This window comes from Amycolatopsis anabasis, from assembly GCF_009765355.1.
Classification (GTDB): Bacteria; Actinomycetota; Actinomycetes; order Mycobacteriales; family Pseudonocardiaceae; genus Amycolatopsis; species Amycolatopsis anabasis.
This window is the reverse complement of sequence record NZ_VTHK01000033.1, coordinates 81940-104235: the sequence shown is the minus strand read 5'-3', so window position 1 is coordinate 104235 and position 22296 is coordinate 81940. Positions and strand designations below refer to the sequence as shown.

At 70.7% G+C, this 22296-nt stretch carries 20 protein-coding genes; 3 read left to right on the top strand and 17 right to left on the bottom strand.

The window, feature by feature from the left end:
• The first annotated feature begins 68 nt into the window (after positions 1 to 68).
• Entirely contained in the window at positions 69 to 1055 is a 987-nt protein-coding gene (locus tag FXO23_RS34010) for a phosphotransferase enzyme family protein (protein WP_179956960.1), read from the top strand.
• On the opposite strand, the gene FXO23_RS34005 is transcribed toward FXO23_RS34010, so the two are convergent.
• Entirely contained in the window at positions 1039 to 1794 is a 756-nt protein-coding gene (locus tag FXO23_RS34005) for an IclR family transcriptional regulator (RefSeq protein ID WP_158889884.1), read from the bottom strand. The genes FXO23_RS34010 and FXO23_RS34005 overlap by 17 nt on opposite strands.
• Before the next feature lie 65 nt (positions 1795 to 1859).
• On the bottom strand, positions 1860 to 3590 hold the full coding sequence (locus FXO23_RS34000) for a thiamine pyrophosphate-requiring protein (protein WP_158889882.1): 1731 nt from the start codon (positions 3588 to 3590) through the stop codon (positions 1860 to 1862).
• A gap of 142 nt (positions 3591 to 3732) precedes the next feature.
• Here FXO23_RS34000 and FXO23_RS33995 point away from each other — a divergent pair, with 142 nt between their 5' ends.
• Positions 3733 to 4476, top strand: a complete 744-nt coding sequence (locus FXO23_RS33995) for a VOC family protein (RefSeq protein WP_158889880.1) — start codon at positions 3733 to 3735, stop codon at positions 4474 to 4476.
• On the opposite strand, the gene FXO23_RS33990 is transcribed toward FXO23_RS33995, so the two are convergent.
• From FXO23_RS33990 to FXO23_RS33930, 13 genes are all read right to left on the bottom strand, one after another.
• Positions 4473 to 6332, bottom strand: a complete 1860-nt coding sequence (locus FXO23_RS33990; protein ID WP_158889878.1) for a Na+/H+ antiporter — start codon at positions 6330 to 6332, stop codon at positions 4473 to 4475. The two genes, FXO23_RS33995 and FXO23_RS33990, sit on opposite strands and share 4 nt — an antisense overlap.
• Positions 6333 to 6461: 129 nt before the next feature.
• A complete protein-coding gene (locus FXO23_RS33985; RefSeq protein WP_179956959.1) occupies positions 6462 to 7430 on the bottom strand; it encodes a dihydrodipicolinate synthase family protein in 969 nt (322 codons plus the stop codon).
• A gap of 34 nt (positions 7431 to 7464) precedes the next feature.
• Positions 7465 to 8223: an amidohydrolase family protein gene (locus FXO23_RS33980; RefSeq protein WP_158889876.1), complete on the bottom strand. Its 759-nt coding sequence runs from the start codon at positions 8221 to 8223 to the stop codon at positions 7465 to 7467.
• Positions 8220 to 9101 carry an amidohydrolase family protein gene (locus tag FXO23_RS33975; protein ID WP_158889874.1) on the bottom strand — a complete coding sequence of 294 codons (882 nt, stop codon included), beginning with the start codon at positions 9099 to 9101 and terminating at the stop codon, positions 8220 to 8222. The genes FXO23_RS33980 and FXO23_RS33975 overlap by 4 nt, the downstream gene beginning before the upstream one ends.
• Positions 9098 to 10207 carry a mandelate racemase/muconate lactonizing enzyme family protein gene (locus tag FXO23_RS33970; RefSeq protein WP_158889872.1) on the bottom strand — a complete coding sequence of 370 codons (1110 nt, stop codon included), beginning with the start codon at positions 10205 to 10207 and terminating at the stop codon, positions 9098 to 9100. Before FXO23_RS33970 ends, FXO23_RS33975 begins: the two co-directional genes overlap by 4 nt.
• A complete protein-coding gene (locus tag FXO23_RS33965) occupies positions 10204 to 10968 on the bottom strand; it encodes an amidohydrolase family protein (RefSeq protein WP_158889870.1) in 765 nt (254 codons plus the stop codon). Before FXO23_RS33965 ends, FXO23_RS33970 begins: the two co-directional genes overlap by 4 nt.
• Positions 10965 to 11696, bottom strand: a complete 732-nt coding sequence (locus tag FXO23_RS33960; protein ID WP_158889868.1) for a creatininase family protein — start codon at positions 11694 to 11696, stop codon at positions 10965 to 10967. Before FXO23_RS33960 ends, FXO23_RS33965 begins: the two co-directional genes overlap by 4 nt.
• Positions 11693 to 12685, bottom strand: a complete 993-nt coding sequence (locus FXO23_RS33955; protein ID WP_158889866.1) for a Gfo/Idh/MocA family protein — start codon at positions 12683 to 12685, stop codon at positions 11693 to 11695. Before FXO23_RS33955 ends, FXO23_RS33960 begins: the two co-directional genes overlap by 4 nt.
• Entirely contained in the window at positions 12682 to 14316 is a 1635-nt protein-coding gene (locus FXO23_RS33950) for an ABC transporter ATP-binding protein (protein WP_158889864.1), read from the bottom strand. Before FXO23_RS33950 ends, FXO23_RS33955 begins: the two co-directional genes overlap by 4 nt.
• A 327-nt stretch (positions 14317 to 14643) precedes the next feature.
• Positions 14644 to 15540 carry an ABC transporter permease gene (locus tag FXO23_RS33945; protein WP_158889862.1) on the bottom strand — a complete coding sequence of 299 codons (897 nt, stop codon included), beginning with the start codon at positions 15538 to 15540 and terminating at the stop codon, positions 14644 to 14646.
• Positions 15537 to 16499, bottom strand: a complete 963-nt coding sequence (locus FXO23_RS33940; RefSeq protein WP_158889860.1) for an ABC transporter permease — start codon at positions 16497 to 16499, stop codon at positions 15537 to 15539. Before FXO23_RS33940 ends, FXO23_RS33945 begins: the two co-directional genes overlap by 4 nt.
• A gap of 28 nt (positions 16500 to 16527) precedes the next feature.
• Positions 16528 to 18054 carry an ABC transporter substrate-binding protein gene (locus tag FXO23_RS33935; protein ID WP_158889858.1) on the bottom strand — a complete coding sequence of 509 codons (1527 nt, stop codon included), beginning with the start codon at positions 18052 to 18054 and terminating at the stop codon, positions 16528 to 16530.
• Positions 18055 to 18312: 258 nt separating this feature from the next.
• Positions 18313 to 19104, bottom strand: coding sequence for an IclR family transcriptional regulator (locus tag FXO23_RS33930; RefSeq protein ID WP_158889856.1), 792 nt, complete (start codon positions 19102 to 19104; stop codon positions 18313 to 18315).
• A 125-nt stretch (positions 19105 to 19229) separates the two neighbouring features.
• On the opposite strand from FXO23_RS33930, the gene FXO23_RS33925 reads away from it, so the two are divergent.
• Positions 19230 to 21329: a hypothetical protein gene (locus FXO23_RS33925; protein WP_158889854.1), complete on the top strand. Its 2100-nt coding sequence runs from the start codon at positions 19230 to 19232 to the stop codon at positions 21327 to 21329.
• 31 nt (positions 21330 to 21360) lie between these two features.
• Here the strand turns inward: FXO23_RS33925 and FXO23_RS33920 are convergent, their stop codons facing one another.
• The gene (locus tag FXO23_RS33920; protein ID WP_158889852.1) at positions 21361 to 21555 is read right to left on the bottom strand and encodes a DUF397 domain-containing protein; all 195 of its coding nucleotides are present in this window, start codon (positions 21553 to 21555) and stop codon (positions 21361 to 21363) included.
• Positions 21552 to 22226 carry a DUF5753 domain-containing protein gene (locus FXO23_RS33915; protein ID WP_158889850.1) on the bottom strand — a complete coding sequence of 225 codons (675 nt, stop codon included), beginning with the start codon at positions 22224 to 22226 and terminating at the stop codon, positions 21552 to 21554. Before FXO23_RS33915 ends, FXO23_RS33920 begins: the two co-directional genes overlap by 4 nt.
• Positions 22227 to 22296: the final 70 nt, after the last annotated feature.

The following is a 22296-nucleotide window of genomic DNA, read 5'->3' as shown; positions in this document are numbered from 1 at the left end:
GCCGCCTTCGGATTCCCACCCCGTCCCGAAGGCGGCCCGCCTCCGGCCCGGGCCGGTAGGTTCGCGGGATGGCTGCCCCGGACCGGACGCGGTACCTGGCGCGGGCCGCGTTGTCCGCCTACAACCTGCCCGTCGCCCGGCTCGCGCGGTTGCCGCGGGGATTCAACACGACCTTTCGCGTGGACGGCGCCGACGGTCACCGGTACGTGCTGCGGATCCAGCGTCCGGACGGCCCGGACGAGCCGATGGTCCGGGCCGAGATGACGTGGCTGACGGCGCTGCGCCGCGACACCGGCCTGCTCGTCCCCGAACCCGTCCCCACGCGCGCCCGGGACCTCCTGACCGTCGTCGAAGACGCGGGCGCGCCGCGGTGCTGCGTGCTGTACCGCTGGGTGGCGGGCCGGTTCCTCGACCGCGGCCTCACCCCCGCGCGGTTGCACCGGGTCGGCGCCTTCACCGCCCGCCTGCACCGGCACGGGGCGGGGTGCGACGGTTCCCCGCGCGGTCCGGTGGACAACGTCACCGGCCTCGGCGGGGCCCAGCGGAGAACGCTCTCCGCCGAAACGGCCGCGGACGCCGCGCAATCGGTGCGGCAGGCGCATTCCCCGGCCGGAGGCGACCTCGTGCACCGGGTCCTCGAGCGGGTTCGGCGAACGCGCGACGCCCTGGGCCGCGGCCCGGACGTGTCCGGGCTCGTCCACGCGGATCTGCACCAGGAGAACTACCTGTTCCACCAGGGCGAAGTCGGCGCCATCGACTTCGACGACTGCGGTCACGGCCATTTCGCCTACGACCTCGCGGTGACCGTGAGCGAACTCGACCACCTCCCCGGCCGCCCGGCACTGCGCGCCGCCCTCCTCGCCGGATACCGGACCGTCCGCCCCCTGCCAGCCGAACACGAGGCCGCGATCGACGACTTCGTCGCCCTGCGCCGGGTTCAGCTCCTCATCTGGGCGGTGGAACAGCGGCACCGGCCGGAACTCCGCGAAACCTGGTCCGCCACGGTCACCCGCGGCCTGCGCAAGCTGGAGAACTACCTCAGCCGAGCGCGGTGAGCTGGGTCGACATGGCGGTCGCGGCGGCCCGGACGGTGGGGGCGCAGCGGTCGACGTCGAGGCGGTGGGCGTGGCCGGTGATCGACAGGGCGGCGACCACCTGGCCGCGGGGGCCGAGGACCGGGGCGGCGACGGCGACCACGCCCGGTTCGGATTCCTCGAGATTGATGCCGACGCCGCGGTCCAGGGTGCGTGCGAGGTCGCGGTGCAGCAGGCCGGGCAGGACGATCGTGCGCGGGGTCAACCGGGGCAGGCCCGCCGCGACGGCTCGCTGGAAACGGTCCCGGCCGCCCCAGGCGAGGAAGACCTTGCCGGTGGCCGTGCAGTGCACCGGCATCCGGCCGCCGACCCGGGAGCGGATCGCCATCGACTCGCGGCCGCTGAGCTTCTCCAGGAACAGGGTGTGCAGGTCGTCCGGCACCGCGAGGTGCACGTTCTCCTGGCTGGTCCGGTACAGCTCCTCCAGGTACGGCAACGCGGCCTGGCGCAGCATCCGGTGCCGCGGCACGAGCTGGCCCAGCAGGAACAGCTTCGCGCCCAGCCGGTAGGTCCCGCGCCCCGAACGTTCCAGCGCGCCCCAGGTGACCAGTTCGGTGAGCAGGCGGTGCGTGGTCGGTTTGGGCAGGCCGCTGCGGTCGGCGATCTCGCCCAGGCTGAGCTCGGATTCCCCGGAGAAGAACGCTTCGAGCAGCGAGAGCCCGCGCGCGAGCACCGACTTCGGCGCCTCCTCCTCGCTCATCCCGCCGATGTTCGCCGAACGGCCCCCGCCCGGCAAGGGGCCGTTCCGCTGAATGGAAAACCGGATCACACCGGCGGGAGGTGCACGCTCAGCACCGCCGAGCGCCCGGACCGGACCGCGTCGAGCGCCTCGGTCAGCGCGCCCTTGAGCTCGTCCGGATCGCGCACGGTCCTCCCCCACGCCCCGCCCGCGGCCGCGGCGATCCCGGGCAGATCCGCCTCCGGCTCGAAGCTCACGTTGAAATCGTCGTGCTCCGCCGCGACTCCCTCGGGATGCACGCCGAGGGTGGACAGCTTCGGCGACTTCCAGCCCCGGTTGTCCAGGATGATCGTCAGGCTCGGCGCCTGGTAACGCCGCGCGACCCATTGCGCCGAGGACGGCACCCCGAACAGGTAGGTGCCGTCGCCGACGATCGACACCACGGTCCGCTCCGGCTCGGCCAGCTTCGCGCCGATCGCCGCGCCCGCGTACCAGCCGAGCGATCCGCCGCCGGACCCGATCAGCGAACCCGGCCGGGAGCGCCGCAGGTGCTGGCCGACGGGCTGGTACCCGGAAATCGCCTCGGACAGCACGAGCGTGTCGTCGTCGATCGCCTCGCGCACGCACGCCATCAGGTACTCGACCGTGATCGTCCCGCCGTCCGGCTGCTCCCGCGCGGCGAGTTCGCGTTGCTGGCGCTCGTGTTCCGCGGTGGCCCGGGCATACCGGTCGGCGATCGCCCCGGCGTCCAGTTCCCGGCCGCGCAGGTATCCGGTGAGCTGGGTGACCGCGGTCCGCCCGTCGGCGCGGGCGAACCGTTCGGCGGGCACGTGCCACAGCGGCATCTGCTCCTTGAGCGGATCGATGTCCACCACGAACAACCGGGCGTCGGCGTGCGGCCGGTTGGACAGCGGGATCCACGGCACGTCGCTGCCCAGTACGAGCACCACGTCCGCGGCGGCGAGCAGCGGGTTGGGTTCCTGGGTGTTCCACTGGAAACCCCAGTGCAGCGGGTGGTCGGCGGGGAAGTTGAGCCGCATCGGCACCGATTCGATCACCGGCACGGCCAGCAGTTCGCACAGCTCGACCAGGGCCGGAACCGCCTCCGGGTCGCGTCCGAGATAGGACGTGACCACCACGGGATCGCGGGCTTCGGCGAGCGCGTCCGCGATCCCGGCCACCACGTCCGGCGCCAGCGCGGCGGGCGCGATCGGGGTGAACCGGGCCGGATCCGGGCTCTGCGGGGGCACTTCGGCCTCCATCACCTCGCGCGCGCCGACCAGGTAGACCGGTCCGGCCGGTTCGCTGCGGGCGATCTGCATCGCCCGGTGCACCAGCTGCTTGACGTTGTGCCCGGTGCGGATTTCGTTGTCGTACTTGGTGTATCCGCGCACGATCCCGCGCTGGTCGTGCACGTCCTGAATCCACTGGATGAACTCGTTGCGGCTGCCCGGCAACTCGCCTTCCTGCGTGAACGGGGACGCGCCGGCGAAGACGAGCACCGGCACCCGGCCCTTGGCCGCGTTGTGCAGCATGCCGCCGATGTTCTGGGTCCCGCATTCCACGTGCACGATGACCGCCTGCGGCTCGCCGCTGACCTGCGCGTAGCCCTGCGCCGCCGAGAACGCCACGCTCTCGTGCGGGCAGATGATCAGCTCGGGGAACGTGTCCGCGCGCCCGTCGGCCCGCGCCCGGGCGTACGCCTCGACCAGTCCGGGGTGGTCGCTGCCGAGATTGGCGAACACGTACCGGACCCCGGCTTCGGCCAGGGCTTCCAGGAATGCCGTGCTGGTCGTGTACGGACGCGGTGGGTTCATGGTTCCGAAGCGTGGCGATGATCGGCACGCACGGCAACCAGTCCGTTCCGATGGCCGAAATCGACGAAATAGGACAGGAACTGGCCTATTCGCCCCCTAACGTCGGTTTCCGCAACCACCACCGAAGAATCGGGAGCACAGGATGAGTCAGGTCACCCGCAACCAGCCGCTCGGCACACCTGCCTGGATCGACCTCGCGGTCACCGATCTCGCGGGGGCGCAGGACTTCTACGGGGCCGTGTTCGGCTGGGACTTCGCCACCACCGAAGACGGCGCCACCTGCCTGCTGCGCGGCCTGCCGGTCGCGGGACTGCGCCAGGCCGCCGAACCCGCGGTCCGCGCGTGGGACGTCCACCTCGCGACCGACGACTGCGACGGCACGGCCAAACGCGTGCTCGCCGCGGGCGGCACGCTGCTGGAAGCCCCGCACGAAGTCGGCGACCTCGGGCGCGCGGCACTCGCGGTCGATCCCACCGGGGCGCGGTTCGGGCTCTGGCAGGGCCGCACGCACCTCGGCTGCCGCCTGGTGAACGAGCCGGACACCTTGGTGCGCAACGATCTCGTCACCGCCGAGGCGGCCACCGCGCGCGCCTTCTACTGCGCGGTCTTCGACTTCACCCTGGACGGCAACGACGACCTCCCCGGGCTCGACTTCACCTTCCTGCGCCGCCCCGACGGGCACGAAATCGGCGGGATCTGGGGCCACGCCGACGCACCCGCTTCGGTGTGGGCGACCGTGTTCGAGGTGGCCGACACCGACGCGACCGTGGCCGCGGCGAAGGCCGCGGGGGCGACCTCGACCGAACCCGAGAACACGCCGTACGGCCGGTCGGCCACCCTCACCGACCCGTTCGGCACCGAGTTCTCGGTGATCGCCCGCCCCTAACCGACCTGGCGGTCGACGAAGCACCACCGCCAGCTCTCCCCCGGTTCGAAACTGCGCATCACCGGATGCCGGGAGTCGTGGAAGTGCTGGGTCGCGTGCCGCCGCGGCGACGAGTCGCAGCACGCGACGTGCCCGCAGGCCAGGCAGATCCGCAGGTGCACCCAGGTGGTGCCCTCGACGAGGCATTCGGTGCAGCCTTCGGTCGTGTTGGGCCGCGCCTCGGCGGGTGCGCGCTTGAGGTGGTCGCAGGAACCGGCGGTCGCGGCCGGGGTGCGCAGTTCCCGGCCCGGTTCGCTCGGGTCCTCCTCGACGCGGTCCAGCATCGACTCCTCGATGTCGAGCGCGTCGAGGACCCGCCGCAGGACCTCGTCGTCGGCGGATCCGCGGTGGCGGGCGGCCAGCAGTTCCTCGCGCTCGGCCTCCAGCATCTGCGCACGCAGCCGCCGGTACGCGTCGCTCGGCGTCTCGGTCACCGCGCTGTCCCGGCCGAGTTGCTCCCACGCGGCGTCGGACCGGTTCACCACCCGGTTCCGCAGCCGTTCGAGCACCTCGGGCGGATCGTCCGGGTTCCGGATCGCCTCGAGCCGGGTCAGTCCGGCGCGCTTCATGTCGTGCAGCAGCGCCGCCTCCTGCAGCGCGTCCTCCGCCGGATCCGGGCGCGGCAACCGGAGCCGCCGGACCAGCCGGGGCAGCGTGGTGCCCTGCAGGACGAGCGTGCCCGCCACCACCACGAACGCGGCGAGCACCAGCACCGCGCGTTGCGGGGTGTCGGCGGGCAGCACGAACGCGGCGGCCAGCGTGACCACCCCGCGCATCCCCGCCCACGAGATGACCGCCGAATACTTCCACGGCCACGCCTTGCGCCCGGTCAGCCGCCGCAGCGAGCCGATGCCGAACATCCACGCCATCCGGGTGAGCAGCGTCGCGGCGAGCACGGCGACGCAGATCAGGATCAGCGTGCCCACCCCGAGATCCTCCTTGCCGACCTCGGTCAGGATTCGCCGCAGTTGCAGGCCGATCAGCAGGAAGACGACGTTCTCCAGCAGGAACTGGATCGTCTGCCAGTTCAGCCGGCTCGCCAGCCGGGCCGATCCGGACAGCATCCGCGGCGCCTGGTGCCCGAGCAGCAGCCCGGCGATCACCACGGCGAGCACCCCCGAACCGTGGATCGCCTCGGCCAGGAGGTAGGCGATGAACGGCACCGCGAACGACAGCGCGGTATCGGTGACCGCGTCGTCCAGGCGGGTGCGCAGCATCCCGCCGCCCCAGCCGACGAGGCCGCCGACCAGCACCCCGCCACCGGCCGCGAGCACGAAGTCGCCGCCGATCTCCCACAGGCTCACCGAACCGGCGATGGCGGCGATCGCCGTGCGCAGGGCGACCAGTGCGGCGGCGTCGTTGACCAGGCTCTCGCCCTCCAGGATGCGGACGATCCGCCGGGGCATGCCGACCCGGCGGGCCACCGCGGTCGCGGCCACCGCGTCCGGCGGGGCCACCACCGCGCCGAGCGCGAACCCGGCGGCGAGCGAGAGTCCGGGGATCACCAGCCACGCGATCAGGCCGACGCCCAGCGTGGTGAACGTGACCAGGCCGACCGAAAGCAGCAGGATCGGCCCGCGGTTGGCCCGGAAGTCGACCAGGGAGGTGCGGATCGCGGTCGCGTACAGCAGCGGCGGCAGCAGGCCGAGCAGCACGACCTCCGGGTTGAGCTGGTACTCCGGGACCCCCGGGATGAAGGACGCGCCGACCCCGACGACCACCAGGCACAGCGGAGCCGACCAGTCCAGGGCGCGCGCGATCGCGGTGACCAGCAGAACCACCACGACCAGCCCGACGATCTCCGCGGCGATGTGCATGGCGTAATCATCACCCGCCGCCGATCACGCCGCGCGCCCGCGCCCGGTGTCGAGGAGGGCACTTTGGTGGGAAAGTGCCGCCGCGGTGCCCCCCTTGCCCGCACCAACTGGGGAACCAGGTGCTTGGGGTCAGGTCAGGGTGGGGAGGAGGTCGGCGAATTCGGCCAGGAAGCGGTCGATCATGCGGATCTCCTCGCGGTCCAGGCGGTGCCCGGGTTCGCGGCAGTACGCGCTGGCGAACAGCCCGCGCCGCACCGAGATCAGCTTCTCCGCGGCGATGATCAGTTCGGTGTCCAGCATCCAGTACGAGATGTACGGCAGCAGCCTGCGGTGCAGTTCTTCGCCGCCCGCCTCGTCGCCCTCGGCGAACCGCCGCCAGATCTCGACGTAGATCTCGGTGAACGAGCACCCGGGCTGGGTGCCGACCGCGCCCCGCCGGAACGCGTCCGGCAACTGGACCCCGGCGTACCCCTCCACCGCGGGCAGCGCGGGCTCCCCCGCCGCCAGTTCGGCGATCAGCGGGCCCGGCGGGCTGGATTCCACCTTGACCAGCGCGAGGTTGGTGTGCTCGCGGGCGATCGCGGCGAGTGTCTCCCCGTCCAGGCTGGTGCCGGTCTCGGTCGGCGCGTACTGCAGCACCACCGGGGTCGGCGCGATCGCTTCGAGCACCGCGCGCACGTGCGCCACCAGGGATCGCCGCGAGGGCGCCAGGAAGTGCGGCGGCAGCAGGTTCACCGCGTCCGCCCCGCCTTCGACGACCGCGCGCGCCCGGGCCACGGCCAGCCGGGTCGCGTGGTCCTGCACCGCGACGATCGCCGCGACCTCGGGCCGGGGACCCGTTTCCGCCAGCAGCACCGCGGTCAGCTCGGCCCGTTCGGCCTCACTGAGCTTGTGGAACTCCGACGCGAAACCGGGGAACATCACGCTGGACACGCCAGTGCCGAGCACGTAGTCCACCACCCGCCGGAACCCCGGCACGTCCACCGCGCCGTCTTCGGTGAAGGGCACCTCCAGCACGGGCGACACGCCCCGCACCGGCGGCCGTCTCCGGCCGTCCCCCGCACGATCGGTCTGTGCCCACACCTGCGTGGCGGTCATCGGTGATCATCCTTTCTCCGTCCTCAGTGGACTCCTAAGCGGCGGTTGCCGGTGCGCCGAGCAGCCCCAGCACGGTGCCGCCGAGCACGGCCGCGCGTTCGTCCTCGCCGATGGTCCAGTCCAGGACCCGCTGGATCTCGGATTTCGCCACGGTGTACGGGGAATCGGTGCAGAACACCACGCGGGACGTGCCGATCTCCGGGTCCCGCGCGAACTCGCTGAGCACGGTGTCCCAGGGCGCGTACGAGGTGTCGGCGTACAGGTTGGGCGCGTACCGCAGCGCGGGCGCCGCGTCGATCCAGAAATCCGTGGCCCCGCTGCGGCCCATCAGGAAGTCGACGCCGGAATGCCGTCGCGCGAGGCTGGCCAGCGGCAGCGGCAGCGCGCTCGGCGGGGTGCCGGTCCGGACATACACCAGCCAGTTCCGCTCGGCGGCGAATTCCAGCAGCGGATCGACCAGCCCGTCCAGCAGATCGAACCCCTGCAGCACCGGATCCACCGCGAGCGCGACCGCCCCGGCGTCGGCCGCGCGGGCCAGCTCGTCCAGCGCCGCCTTGCCCAGCCACGGGTTGGCCACCGCGTAGGCGAGCAGCCGCCCACCCGATTCCCGCGCCGCCCGGGTGGTCAGCTCGTTGCCCTCGGCGTTGGCGACCGCCGTGCACCGCTCGTCCGGCGCCACCAGCGCGCGGCCGATCCCCAGTGCGTCCATTGTGGACAGCAAAGTCGCCGCGTCCAGCGCCACCTCGCGGCCGACGCCGAGCCGCACGTGCGCGTCGACGACCGGGGACGTCACGAGCGCACCGCCGCGGACAGACCGAGCGCGCCGAGCGCGTCCGCGTGGATGATCCGTTCCACGGTCTCCTCCGGGATCCGGGGCAGCTTCGTTCCCTCCAGGATGTCGTTCACCCGGCGCAGCCCGGCCATCGCCTCACCGGTGTTGGCGATCGGGAAATCGCTGCCCAGCAGCAGTTTGTGCGCGCAGCCCCATTCGACCGCGGCGAGCAGCGACTGGTAGCAGACCCACGGCCGCAGATAGATCGACGACACGTCCGCGTAGACGTGCGGATGCTTCCGGATGGTCACCGCGGTCTCGGTCCCCCACGGATGCCCCATGTGCGCCATCACGATCCGCAACTCGGGGAACCGCAGCGCGACCTCGTCGGTCACCAGCGGATAGGTGTAGCGCAGCGGGGCGTGCCGCATCGGCGACGCGCCCTGGTGGAACAGGATCGGCAGGCCGTGCCGCTCGCAGTAGGCGTAGAACGCCAGCGCCTGCTCGCACAGCGGATCGAAGTCCTGGTAGTTCGGCCCCAGCTTCACCCCCACCAGGCCCAGCTCCCGGCACCGTTCGGTCTCCTCGAAGACGTTGTCCCACAACGGATTCACCGAGAGGAAGCCGATCCGCCGGGCCGGATCGGCGGCGACGAACTCGGCCGTCGCGTCGTTCGTGCGCTCGGGCGGATAGGGCAGTCCGGTCATCGGCTCCGGATCGTCCACCGCGATGTTGAAGATGATGGCCACGTCCGCGTCCGCCATGGCCGCGTCGAAGTCCGCCCAGGAGTTCGTGGTGGTCACCGGCCGGTCGGTGCGCCAGTTCTGGTACACCTTGCGCTCGGCCTCGGGCACCGCGTCCCGGTGGGTCGGGGTGTGCGCGTGCACGTCCACGATCATGTGAACCGCCTCCGGATGTCGTCCCGCGGCACCACGCCGAGCCCGGCGCCGTCCCCCAGTCGTGCGCGAATCCCGTTGCTGTTCAACGGTTTCTCCAGGATGTCCTCGGCGTAGTAGTGCGCGCCGATGATGTCCGAGGGCAACGTCGTGCTCAGCCCCGGCAGCGCGCACGCCACGTGCAGCTGCGCGGCCGCGCCCAGGCCCAGCTCGCCGTTGGAGCCGATCAGCACGTCCAGCCCGAACGCCTCGGCCAACCGGCCCATCGCCACGGCCCGGCCCGGACCGCCCGCCTTGCCGACGTACAGGCTCACCACATCGGCCGCGTCCGCGCGGATCAGCCGGACCAGATCGTCGGAATCGAAGACCGATTCGTCGGCGACCACCGGCAGGCCGAAGGACCGCAGGGCCGCCATGCCCTCCAGGTCACCGGGCGCCACCGGTTGTTCCACGAACGCGGGTCGCAGATCGGCGAGCCCGCGCACGGCTTCCCGCGCCTGCGCCCGGCTCCAGCCCCCGTTGGCGTCCGTGCCGAGGAAGGCGCCCGGCCCGGCGAGCGCCCTGGCCCGCGAAACCCGCGCCAGATCGCCCTCGACGCCCAGGCCCACCTTCACCTTGAAGGACCGGAAACCCGCGGCGACCGCGGCCTCGTACACGCGGTCGAGCTGCGGGCCGTCGCCGGACAGCGAAAGTTTGATCGGCACTTCCTCCCGGAAGGGGCCGCCCAGCGCCACCGCGAGCGGCACGCCCAGGGTCCGGGCGTAGGCGTCCCACAAAGCCGTCGACACCCCGGCCTTGGTGAACGGGTTCGCGGCCAGCACCTTGTCCATAACGGACTCGAGCTGGCCGACCGGCGCGAGCCGCTTGCCGAGCAGGGCCGGGGTCAGCACCCCGCGGACGAAGTGCTGCGCGCTGGCCCCGTCCTCGCCGCTCCACAGCGGGGTGGCGCTGACCTCGCCGTAGCCCTCCAGGCCGTCCGTGGTCACCACCTGCACCAGCAGGAAGTCGGACCGGTCGTGCGGCCCCTTCGCCCCGCGCACCACCAGATCCGGATGCGCGGGCAGGCTCACCGTCACCGTGTGGATCGCCGCGATTCTCGCCTGACTCAACCCAACCTCCCTGCCAGCAACGCCCCGGGATTCCGGATCAACATGTCCGCTCGCTGTTCGGCGGTGATGCCCCAGCCATCGATCTCGGCGACCCGGGCCACCGCGTAGTCCTGGCTCGCCTCGTCCGACAACCCCGCGTCGGTGCCGAACAGCACCTTGCCGCGCGGCGCGTGGGCGAGGATGTGCCGGGCGGCGTACGGCGGGGTGCCGCACAGGCAGAGGTACAGGTTCTCGGTCTCGCAGGTGACCGCGAGCGCCTCGCGCCAGCAGTCGTGCAGCCCGCCGTGGCCGAGGACCACCGGCAACCTCGGATGCCGCCGGGCGAGCGCGGCGATCTGGGCGGGTGTCGAATACGGCGGCGTGCCGTCGTGCGAGAGCAGGATCCCGCCCGCCTCGACGACCACCTCGCAGATCGGGTCGAGCGCCGCCTCGTGCAGGCTGAACCCCTGCAGCCACGGGTGCAGTTTCAGCCCGGCGAGCCCGAGTTCGGCGAAGCAGCGCTTGGTTTCGTCGACGGCGTTCACGTGCCGGGGATTGACCGTGCCGAACCCGGCCATCCGGGATGGATCCGCGCGCACGAACGCGGCCAGTTCGTCGTTCGACTCCGGCGTGGCGTTGAACAGCCCGTCATGCGCGAGCACGACGGCCACGTCGATGCCCGCCGAGTCCATGTACGTCAGGAACTCCTCGGCCCCGAACGCGGCCCCGCCGAGCCAGGTGCCGGTGTGCCAGGCCGGGGTGTGCGTGTGGAAGTCGATCACTCGACCCTCGCAAGCTCGATCAGCCGGTTCGCCAGTGCGCTCACGCAACCCTCCAGCCACTCGGTACCGCGCTCCCGGGTGGCCCGCGCGGGTTCGTCGGTGTACCCGTCGATGCGCTGCCAGGCCGCGGCGTCGTGCACCTCGACACCCGGCGCGGCGAAGGTCTCCACCGGGCCGGGCCGGGCGAACCGCTCGCCGACCAGTTCCGGCCGCAGTGCGAGCACCATCGCGGTCTCGAACTCCCCGGCGTGCCCGGGGACCGGGGTGTCCTCCACGGCGGGCAGCAGCTCCCAGTAGTGCACCACGGCGACCGCGAGATCGTGCCGAGCGGACAGTTTCGCGGCGGCCGCGTGGCAGACTCCCCGGTTTCCGCCGTGCCCGTTCACGATGACCAGCCGCCGCCCGCCGGACGCGGCGATCGACGTGCCCAGGTCGGTCAGCACCCCGATCGCGGTGTCCACCGACAGCGAGAGCGTGCCGCCGAAGGGCAGGTGGTGGTCGGACGCGCCGAACCGCAGGCAGGGCGTGAGCACGAGGTGGCGGTGCGCGGATTCGATCGCGCGCGCGGCGGCGAACCGGGTGACCATATCGGCGATCAGGGCGTCGGTCCCGGTCGCCAGGTGCGGTCCGTGCTGTTCGGTCGCGCCCATGGGCAGCACCACGAGCGCGTCCGGCAGCACCGCGCGCAACTGCGTGCGGGTGCACTCCGCCCAACGCAGGAGCGTCACCGCGCACCGCCCCCGGCCAGGGCCGCGACGCGTTCGGCCAGCTCCAGCGCGGCGAGGCCGTCGGCCAGGTCCGGGGCGGGCGCCGCGCGGGCGCCGGTGACCAGTTCGACGAACCGGGCCAGCTGGCGGTCGAAACACCGGGTGGTCCGGTCCGGCTCGAAGGCGACCTGCTCGACTCCGTCCACTGTGGTGAGTTCCATGCGGAAAGTGTGCCCGTCGAGCAGCACGTGCGCACGGTCGCCGAGAAAGCTCAGCTCGCAGCGGGGCAACGCGTCAGTGAGCCAGCCGAACTCCGCCAGGACGACCGTCCGATGTGGATAGACCAGCCGGGCGCCGCAGAGGTTCGGCGCGGCCAGCCCGGGCCGGGTGGCCAGCGCCCAGCCGTCGGCGACCTCATCCGGCGGCCCGCCGAAGAGGAAGGAGAACCAGTCGAAGACGTGCGCGCCCTCGTGGATCACCGGCAGCCCGTGCCGCAGGGTCTCCTCGATCCGCTCGGCGTGCGCGGGATCGCCCGGATCGCGCCGCTCGTCGTAGATGTGCGCGCGCACCAGCAGCGACTCGCCGAGGCGCCCGGCGGCGAGCCAGTCGCGGAGCAGCTCCAGCGCGGGATCGTGCCGGTAGGTGAGCCCGACCTGAACGCGTTCGCGCTGGTCGGCGGGCAGTTCGGCGAGCGGCTTGGCGGCCTTGAGGGAGGTCGCCACCGGTTTCTCGGCGAGCACGAACCGGCCGGTCGCGGCGACCCGGCCGATGAGTTCGGTGGTCACCCAGGGCGGGGTCGCGAGCACCACGCCCCGCACCCGGGGGTCGTCGAGCACCTCGGCCACCTCGGCGAACGCCGGGGCGCTCGTTCGCCCGGCCGCGAGCGCCCGCCGCCCGGCATCGGGATCGACCAGCGCGGCCACCTCGACCTCCGGGTTCCGCAGCAACGCGGGCAGATGCGCGCCCAGCGCGATGTCCCCGAGCCCGACCAGCGCGATACCCACGGTCATGGAACCACCGCGAGGCTCGGGATCGCCGCGATCAGGGTGCGCGTGTACTCGTGCTTCGGGTTGTCGAAGATCTCCTCCCGGGTGCCCGATTCCACGATCCGGCCCCGGTACATGACCGCCAGCCGCGGCGCCATGTACCGCACCACCGCGAGGTCGTGCGACACGAACAGGTAGGTCAGCCCCAGCCTCGCCTGCAGGTCCCGCAGCAGGTTGAGGATCTGCGCCTGGATCACCACGTCCACCGCGGAGACCGCCTCGTCCAGCACGAGGAACTCCGGCTCCAGCGCGATCGCGCGGGCGATGTTGACCCGCTGGCACTGCCCGCCGGACAGCTCGCGGGGATACCGGCTCGCGAAGTCCGGCGGGAGCCCCACCAGGTCCAGCAGTTCGGCGACCCGCTCGCGCCGCGCCCGTTTCGAGGCCCGCTCGTGCACCGCCAGCGGCAGGCCGACGATGTGTTCGACGGTCTTGCGCCGGTTCAGCGAACCGATCGGATCCTGCAGCACCACCTGCATTTCCCGCCGCTTCCGGCGCAGCTCGCGGCGCCCCAGCGCGGACAGCTCGGCGCCGTGGAACCGCACCTTCCCGGCGGTCGGGGTGTCCAGCCCGAGCAGCAGCTGGCTCAGCGTCGACTTCCCCGAGCCGGACTCCCCGACCAGCCCGAACGTCTCCCCGCGCCGGATGCTCAGCGACACGTCGTCCACCGCGGTGACCCCGGTGCCGAACCGGCGGACCAGCCCTTCCGCCTCGATCACCACGCCGTCCTGGCCTGGTTCCCGCGGCGCCTCGGCCGTCGTGGCCCGGGCTTCCCGGGTCCGCATCGGCCGGTCCGGGTCGAGGTCGAGGGTGACCACGGAGGCGAGCAGTTCCTTGGTGTACTCGTGCTCCGGCGCGCCGAGCACCTCGTTCAGCACCCCGGACTCGACGATCCGCCCCTCCCGCATGACGTGGATCCGCTGGCAGAACGCGGAAGCCACGGCGAGGTCGTGGGTGATGAACAGGACCGCCATCCCGCGCTGCTCGGCGAGCGCGTCCAGCAGCCGGAGGATGCGGGCCTGCGTGGTGACGTCGAGCGCGGTGGTCGGCTCGTCGGCGATCAGCACGTCCGGTTCGCAGGAGATCGCCATCGCGATCATCACGCGCTGCCGCATCCCGCCGGAGAACTGGTGCGGGTAGTCGCGGATCCGCTGCTCCGGGTCCGGCACGCCGACCTCGTCCAGCAGTTCGACCGCGCGGCGCCGGGCGTCGGCCACCGGGATCTCCTGGTGCGCCCGGATCGCCTCGACCAGCTGGTTGCCGACGGTCCGCACCGGGTTGAGGCAGGACAGCGGATCCTGGTAGATCATCGCGATCCGCCCGCCGCGGACGCGTTCCATCTCGCGCTCACTCGCGGTGGCGAGGTCGGCGCCGTCGAGCAGGATCTTCCCTCCGGTGATCACGATGGGTTCCGGAGTCAACCGCATCACCGACAGCGACACCATGGTCTTGCCGCTTCCGGACTCCCCCACCAGCGCCGCCCGCTCCCCCGAGCGCAGCGACAGGCTCACCTCGTGCACCAGCGGCCGCACGCCGGAGTGCCCGCGCACGCCGATGCTCACCCCCTCCAGCCTGAGCACCTCACGCTCACCCAACGCTCCCCCACCTCCCCAAAATCCCCCAATGCGGCATTGGGGACACTGAACGCCCCGAAAGCCGCATTGGGTACCTTGAACGCCCCGAAAGCCACATTGGGGGATTCTCGGCAGGATCGGCGACCCTGGTTGCCGGGGCTGGCGCGGTACCGCGAGGACACCAATGCGGCATTGGGGACGTTGAAGGTACCCAACGCCGCATTGGGTACTTCCGAGCATGATCGCCCGGAGTCGCGAGTCCCGCATTTCGGACGTGCGAGTTCCCCGTTTCGGTCCACCGAGTTCCCCGTTTCGGTAGACGAGTTCCGCGCCCGGGCCCCCGGCGCGTCATGAGGTGCTCCGGTGCAGGACGCGCTGGAGCTGGTCGCCGATCGTGTTCAGCGCGCCGATCGCGGCGATGATCAGCAGCGCGGGCATCAGCGGGTACCAGATCGACTCGTACAGCCGGTCGTAGCCGACCTTGAGCAGGGTGCCCCAGGAGGCGTCCGGCGGCTGGATGCCCAGCCCGACGAAGCTCAGCGTCGCCTCGAGCATGAGCGAGGTCGCCACGTTGAGGGACGCCTGCGCGAGCAGCGCCGGGATCGCGTTGGGCAGCACCTCGGAGAACAGGATCCGCATCCGGGACACGCCGACCGCGTCCAGGCCGTGCACGTACTCGGACTTCAGCTCGGCGAGCACCGCCGAGCGCGCGATGCGGGCGGTGAGCGGGGACATCAGGAGTCCGGCGACGATCGTCATGGCGACGATGTCCGAGCCGAAGGCGGCGACGAAGACGAGCGCGAACAGGATGGTCGGGATCGCGAGCGCGGCCTCGGCGACGCGCATGAGGACCTCGTCGACCCAGCCGGAGCGGGCGGCGGCGACCACGCCCCAGGTCACGCCGACGATCAGGGCGAGGAGCGTCGCTCCGGCCGCGAACCCGAGCGAAAGCTGCCCCGCCTGCGCGACCCGGGACAGCAGGTCGCGCCCGAGTTCGTCGGTGCCGAACGGGTGGGCGAAACTCGGATCGGCGAACTTGTTCCGCGCGTTGATCTTGGTCGGCGAGGCGAGCGCGAACGGCTGGATCGCCGCCAGGATCACGAACACGCCGAGGATGATCACGGCGACGACCGCGGGCGGGCGGGCGAAGAAGCGGCGGAGCACACCGTGCCCCTCCGCCCGCGTGGTGTCCACTTCGGACGGTTCGCCCAGCGGGGCGGCGGCGCCCGGATCGACGGCGGTCATGCGGTCACCTTCCCGACGCGCAGGCGCGGATCGAGCACGCCGTAGAGGACGTCGACGATCAGGTTGACCACGACGAAGATCGCGGCGAGCAGCAACACCGTGCTCTGGATGACGGCGTAGTCGCGTTTGTACACCGAGTCCACGATCAGCGAGCCGAGGCCGGGCCAGCGGAACACGTACTCCACCGCGACCGCCCCGGAGAGCACCTGGCCGACGGTGATGCCGAGCGAGGTCAGCGCGGGCATGAGGGCGTTGGGCAGGACGTGGCGCAGCACGACCGCGCGGCGCGGGATCCCCTTGCCGGTCGCGGTGCGGACGTGCGGCATGCCCTCGACCTCGACCAGCGAGGCCCGCAGGTACCGGATCAGCGGCGCGGACAGGCAGATGCCCAGGGTCAGCGCGGGCAGCAGCAGCACGCGCAGGTTCCGCGGGAAGTCCTCCGCCGGCGCGACGTAGCTCTCGTTCGGCAGGATGCCCAGTTTCACCGTGAAGATCGCGATGAGCAGGATGCCGAACACGAACGGCGGCGCGGCCATCCCCAGCGTGGTGTACCCGCCGACGAACCGGCCGAGCCACTTGCTGCGCAGCACGGTCGGCGTCACCGCGAGCACCAGCGCGAGCAGCACCGCGAGCACCACCCCGGCCAACGACAGCTCCAGCGTCGGGCCGAGCCGCTGCCCGATCAGCGTGTCGACGTCGAACTGGCTGAAGTACGACCGGCCCAGGTCGCCGACCAGCAGGCCGGTGACCCAATGCCAGTACTGCACCGGGATCGGATCCTCCAGGCCCAGCTCGGTCCGCAGTTGCAGCAGCGCCCGCGGATCGATGCCCTGCGCGGCGCCGACCTTGGTGACGGTCGGGTCCCCGGGCAGCAGGCGGAGCACGACGAAGATCAGCACCGACACCAGCACCAGCATCAGCACGCTGGCACCCAGGCGCCGCAACACGTACTGGATCATCCGCGCTCCACCCCGGTCGTCACTGGCCCTACGCCGCGAATCCGGCCTCCTCCAGGTGCAGCGTGCCCTCGGCCTGCACCCACGCCCCCAGCACGTTCGCCTGCGCGACCGAGAGGAAAGCCGTGCTGCCGAGCACGATGATCGGGCTCTCCCGGTTGAGCACCCGCTGGGCGGTCTTGAACGCGGCGTCGCGTTCCGGGCCGTCGCCCTTCGATTCGATCGTGGCGACCGCGTCGTCGTACTCCTTGGGCGGCGTCCAGTTGCACTCGCAGGTCCCGCTGCCGCCGGCGAACCAGGACAGCGCGTAGCTGTCCGGCAGCGGCGTGAACGACACGTAGTTGGCCGCGAGCAGGTTCGGGAACTGCTTGCCCTTCGGGTAGAACTTCGCGCTCCAGGTGCTGTTCTCGTTGCTCTGGATGTCCAGGTTGATCCCGATCTTCTTCAGGTCCTCCTGCAGGATCTGCGCGATCGTGGTCCATTCGGTGTTGGAACCGGCCTTGGTCCAGAACGTCAGCGTGGCGCCCTGCCCGACCCCGGCCTCGGCGAACAGCTGCTTGGCCTTGTCCAGGTTGAACTCGTGCTGGGGCAGGCTCTGGTCGTAGTGCTTGTTCTTCGGGTTCACCACGACGTTGCCGGGCGTGGGCAGGCCGTACCCCGCGTAGCCCGCGTCGATCATGGCCTGGCGGTTGGCGGCGTAGGACAGCGCCTCCCGGGCCTTGGGGTTGTTGAACGGCGCCGACTTCGTGTCCAGCTCCCACACCACGTAGGCGGCCGGTTCCGCGGCGGTGAGCAGCTTGCGCCCGTCGGTGGCCAGGTTCTTCACGGTGTCCGGCGTGACCGCGCCCATGACCTGCAGGTCACCCGAGCGCAGGGCCGTCTGGGCCGCGGTGGTGTCGGCGTACCGGGCGATCTTCACGCCGTCGAAATGCGGTTTGCCGCGGAAGTAGGCGTCGTTGCGGACCAGCTCCACCACCTGGTCCGGGACGAAGTTCTTGAGCTTGTACGGCCCGGTGCCGTTCGCCGTCTTGTTGATGTTGGCCAGGTCGTCGACGTCGGTCATCTTCACGTCGATCACGTCGACCGGCAGTTCCGGATTGGGACTCTTCAGGTCGACGACCAGCGTGGTGTCGTCCTTGGCGGTGACGCTGGAGACCATGTTGACCTTGGCGGCGACCTGCGCCGTGGAGTTCGGCTCGAGCACCTTGTCGAAGTTCTTCTTCGCCTCGGCGGCGGTGAACGCCTTGCCGTTGTGGTACTTGACGCCCGGATGCAGTTTGAAGGTCCACTGCTTGAAGTCCGGCGAGTGCTCCCACGAATCGGCGAGGTCCGGTTTGGCCGAGTTGTCCGGCGCCCACTTCGACAACCCGCTCCAGAGCAGGGTCTGCAACTGGGTCTGCGCGGCGCTGGAGATCTTGTTCGGGTCCAGCTGGGTGACCCCGTCGATCTGGCCGTAGACCAGCGTGCCGCCGTCCTTGATCTGCCCCTGCCCGCTCTCCGCGGACGGTTTGACCTCCGGCCCGCCGGAACCCTCGTCCCCGCCGCACGCGGCAGCCATTCCGGCCAGTGTGATCGTCGCGCTCAGTACGGCAAGACCCCGTTGCCAACTCCGCACAGCTACCTCCTACAAGGTCGCGGCCGCTCCCCCTGCGGAAACCAAGACCGCTGCCAGCGCACTGCGGTGCATCGATACTGCGGTGATACTGCGGTTGATCAATCGCTATTTCGAAAATAACTTCTTCAAGCCGAAGATGTTAGAACCCTCACTCCCCCGGCGCAAGCCGCCGAACCGGTCACTCCGCACCGCGCTGACCAGCTAGAAGCCCAGCTTCGCGGAGATCTCCTTCGCTTGCCGGACAACAAGATCGGCCGCGTGGGTGAGTTTCCGGCCGGTGAGGTCGCGGGCGAATCCGGTGACCCCGACCGAACCGTTCACCCGGCCCTCGGCGTCGAAGAAGGGCGCCGCCACGCAGGCGATGTCCGCCTGCTCCTCCTCGTCCTCCAGGGCGTACCCGGCCTGCCGGACCTTCGCGAGCTGGGCCCGGAACGCCCGTACGGTCGGCCGCTTCGCCTTCGGACCCGCACCCGGCGCGAGCTGCGACAACAGCGGTTCCAGCTCGGAATCGGGCAGGTACGCGGCGATCGCCTTGCCCAGCGCGGTCAGGTTGAACGGCGAGACCTTGCCCGGATAGGTGTCGAACTGGATGAACCCGGGATTGGCGGCCTTGGCGACGTAGACCACCGACGAACCGTCGAGCACCCCCACGTGCGCGGGCATCCGCAGCCGGTCGGCCAGTTGCCGCAGTTGCGGTTGCGCCACCTCGGACAGGTCCTCCTGCCGGATCAGCGGCGCGCCGAGGTCGTAGAGCCGCAACGTGGGGCGCCAGAAGTGGCTGCGGCCCACCACCCGGCGACTGGCATACCCGCGCTGTTCGAGGGTGTACACGATGGAAGCGCAGGTGGCGAGCGGGATCCGGGTCGTGCGGGCCAGCGCGGTGAGAGTGAGCCCGTCCTCCGCGGCGACGAGCGTCTCCAGGACGGTCAGGGCCCGATCGACCGCGGGCGAGGCAGGCCGTTCCCCGGTCGTGTCATCTTTCCCAGCCGTCATCGCACTCACCGTGTTTCCCACGCTTTCGTTGTCACCGCAACGGCCCTAGCCGGAACGGCGTGCCGCGAGTCATCATCATCTCTTCTTCGCCAACTCGTAATCATCTTCGATATACGGAGAATACTATGCGAGGTCCCCACCGAAGACGCCTCCTCTCGTTGATCACCGCCACGGGTACCGCCGTCGCCGTCTCCCTGTTCGCCCCCGCGGCCGCCGCCGACCCGCCCAAACCACCGCCGAAACCGGTCCGGGTGAAGGACGCGCCGCTGGCCGAGATCCAGCGCAACGTGATCCCCGAGGGCGGGATCAAGGCGGCGATGACCGGCGGGAACACCGTCTACGCGGATGTCCGCGAGCAGCGGCCGCGGGCCGACGGGTACCGGCACATCGACACGCCCCGGCTGGTCTCGAAGCTGCGCGAGGAGGGCCTGAACACCTACGTGTACGGGATCTGGGACTCGCCCACGGACTGGGACGATCTCCGCACCGAGTTCGCCCCGGCCGCCGGCCGTGCCGGGATCAAGATCTGGGTCTACGTGGTGCCGCCGTCGGAATGCCTCGACGACCCGGTCCCGCACCGCAGCGGCCGCTGCTCCCGGCCGTACAAGTTGGATTTCGTGAGCTGGGCGCGCGAGATCGCGAAGCTGTCCCTGCAGCAGCCGAACGTGGTCGCGTGGGCCATCGACGATTTCGTCGCCGGGGCGAACTCGCAGCTGTTCACGCCCGAGTACATGCAGCGGATCGTGGACGCGCAGGACGCGGTCAACGCCAAGCTCGGCTTCTACACCACCGCCTACTACTGGGACGCGACCAATCCGTGGTTCTACGACCGGTTCACGCCGTTCATCGACGGGATCGTCTACCCGTATCTGGGCACCAACACCAACACCCAGGACCCGTGGCCGATCGGGACCAACCTGGAGAACATCCTGAAGTTCACCGAACCGCGCGGGCTGGGCCTGCTGTTCCTGCTGTACACCAACCGTTTCCTGGACGCCGCCCTGCCGCCCACGGAAACCTATGTCGCCCAGTCGATCGTCAACGCGCTGCCGTACATGCGCAGCGGCCGGATCCTCGGCATCAACAACTACGGCCTGCCGCTGGGCGACAAACCGGCGATCACCGCGGACAACCGTGCGGCGCACGGCATCGGCCGGTTCAACGTGTCGCTGGCCTCGTTCGCGGGCACCCGGCCGGGTGATTTCGCCCAGGCCGAGCAGCGGATGCGGATCAGCCCGCTACCCGGGAACAAGTACCTGTCGTTCGCGGATTTCGACGGGTTCTACGGCAATCTCGGCGGCTCGGGCTACCACATCAAGCAGTTGCTGGTCGACGGCACGGTCGTGTGGGAATCCGATGTCACCGATCCGGGCGGGCACACCTACCAGCAGCACACGGTCGATCTGACCGAGGCGTTGAAGGGCAAGCACGAGGCGACCATCGCGTTGCGGATCTTCGACCGCAACGGGGTCGGCGACTACCCGCTCGACGTCGGTTTCGACGACGTGCGCGGGGACGGGATCTTCGTGGTCAACGGCGGGTTCGAAAGCGAAGCCGGGTGGCGGGTCACCGGGAACAGCAGCGCGCTGCTGCCCTCGATCGACCTCTACGCGGCGGACCGCCCGGCGCGGATCCGGGAGGCGGTGGCGACCACGCTGCGCGGCCTGCCCTTCCGCAACCGCCCGTACCCGCCGGAACCGCCGACGCGCGGCTACCGCTCGGACAACTCCGCGATGTACGGCAACGGCCGGTTGAGCTTCACCGTGCCGGAGCGGACCACCACCACGGCCGGTGCGTGCGCTTCGGCCACGCAGGTCGTCAAGGTCGACCCGAACTCGGCCCGGTACGAGATCTCGTTCTGGGACTACGACCAGTACGCCAAGTCCGGGGTCGTCTGGGGCCACCACATCAAGCGGTTGCTCGTCGACGGCAACGAGGTGTACCACCACGACGTCGCCGACTGGTGGGAGAACACCTGGATGAACGGCGAATCGGCGCAGGGCCCGATCGACGTGAGCCAGTTCGTGCGCGGCAAGGACAAGGTGACCGTGTCCTTCCAGCTGTGCATGGCGAACCCGGCCACCGACCTCGGCGTCGACGTCGGAATCGACACCATCGAGACCGTGGGACTGGACATCCGCAACCCCGGTTTCGAGACGAAACGGGACTGGACGCTGACCTCCAGCGGCCAGAACCTGCAGGCGATGATCAGGATCGCTGGCTGATTCCCCCCGGGGTCGTGAGTGTTCGGGCCGCTCACGACCCCGGCGCTCGGTCCGCCTTGACGGCGGTGAGGAAGGCCGCCCAGGCCGGGGCGGGAAGATGCAGGGTGCCGCCGCCGCGGTTCTTGGTGTCGCGTACGAGGGTCCGCCGGGTGCCGAGGGCCACCTCGACGCAGTCGGTCTCCTCTCCCGAGTGAGGCGACTTCGTCCACCGGCGGGGCATCGTCATGTGGCCGTCTCCATCCCGTTGAGGACCTCGGCGGTGAACCCGAACGACCGCGCCGGGTCCATCGCCCCTTCCAGGATCTTAGCCGCCGCCTCCTTGTATACCCTGACGTCTTCACTGTCGAAGAGGAACGCGCTGTTGCGGTGGTGCTCCAGGTGCACGATCGATGGGGCGGCGGCGAATTTGTACAAGTTGAACGGTCCCATCAAACCGGGGTGCCAGCCCTCGCCGATCGGCATGATCCGCAGGGTCACGTTCTCCAGCGCGGTGGCGTGGAGCAGGTAGCGCAGTTGGTCCGCCATCACCTCGGTGCCGCCCATCACCTGCCGAAGGGCCATTTCGCTGACCAGGGCGGTCAGCCGAACCGGGTTGTGCCTTGTCAGGATCTTCTGCCTCGCCATTCGAACCTTGACTTTCGTTTCGGCATCGGGCTTTTCCCGGCCGACGATCGCCCTCGTGTAGTCGGCGGTTTGCAGGAGCCCGGGAATGACACCGATGGTCCAGGTGGTGATCGAGGTGGCTTCGCGCTCGCATTCGACCACCCCGGCCAACTGTTGCGCGACGCCTGGTTGGCCGATGGTGAGCCAGTCGGGTGCGGGGAGCGGTCGGGCGAGGTCCAGGATGGCTTTCCGTTGCTGCCGGGGTACGCCGAGCGCGTAGAGGTAGTTCGCCACCTCGTCGAGGCTGGGCGTGCGTTTTCCGGTTTCCCAGTAGCTGACCACCGAAGGCGAGATCTCGAGTTGT

What these genes read in the sequence shown, in the direction of transcription:
- FXO23_RS33995 (WP_158889880.1), top strand. Translation starts at nt 3,733, where the DNA reads ATGAGTCAGGTCACCCGCAACCAGCCGCTCGGCACACCTGCCTGGATC.
- FXO23_RS34005 (WP_158889884.1), bottom strand. Translation starts at nt 1,794, where the DNA reads ATGAGCGAGGAGGAGGCGCCGAAGTCGGTGCTCGCGCGCGGGCTCTCG.
- FXO23_RS33990 (WP_158889878.1), bottom strand. Translation starts at nt 6,332, where the DNA reads ATGCACATCGCCGCGGAGATCGTCGGGCTGGTCGTGGTGGTTCTGCTG.
- FXO23_RS34010 (WP_179956960.1), top strand. Translation starts at nt 69, where the DNA reads ATGGCTGCCCCGGACCGGACGCGGTACCTGGCGCGGGCCGCGTTGTCC.
- FXO23_RS33920 (WP_158889852.1), bottom strand. Translation starts at nt 21,555, where the DNA reads ATGACGATGCCCCGCCGGTGGACGAAGTCGCCTCACTCGGGAGAGGAG.
- FXO23_RS33940 (WP_158889860.1), bottom strand. Translation starts at nt 16,499, where the DNA reads ATGATCCAGTACGTGTTGCGGCGCCTGGGTGCCAGCGTGCTGATGCTG.
- FXO23_RS33925 (WP_158889854.1), top strand. Translation starts at nt 19,230, where the DNA reads ATGCGAGGTCCCCACCGAAGACGCCTCCTCTCGTTGATCACCGCCACG.
- FXO23_RS33945 (WP_158889862.1), bottom strand. Translation starts at nt 15,540, where the DNA reads ATGACCGCCGTCGATCCGGGCGCCGCCGCCCCGCTGGGCGAACCGTCC.
- FXO23_RS33985 (WP_179956959.1), bottom strand. Translation starts at nt 7,430, where the DNA reads ATGACCGCCACGCAGGTGTGGGCACAGACCGATCGTGCGGGGGACGGC.
- FXO23_RS33975 (WP_158889874.1), bottom strand. Translation starts at nt 9,101, where the DNA reads ATGATCGTGGACGTGCACGCGCACACCCCGACCCACCGGGACGCGGTG.
- FXO23_RS33955 (WP_158889866.1), bottom strand. Translation starts at nt 12,685, where the DNA reads ATGACCGTGGGTATCGCGCTGGTCGGGCTCGGGGACATCGCGCTGGGC.
- FXO23_RS34000 (WP_158889882.1), bottom strand. Translation starts at nt 3,590, where the DNA reads ATGAACCCACCGCGTCCGTACACGACCAGCACGGCATTCCTGGAAGCC.
- FXO23_RS33930 (WP_158889856.1), bottom strand. Translation starts at nt 19,104, where the DNA reads ATGACGGCTGGGAAAGATGACACGACCGGGGAACGGCCTGCCTCGCCC.
- FXO23_RS33935 (WP_158889858.1), bottom strand. Translation starts at nt 18,054, where the DNA reads ATGGCTGCCGCGTGCGGCGGGGACGAGGGTTCCGGCGGGCCGGAGGTC.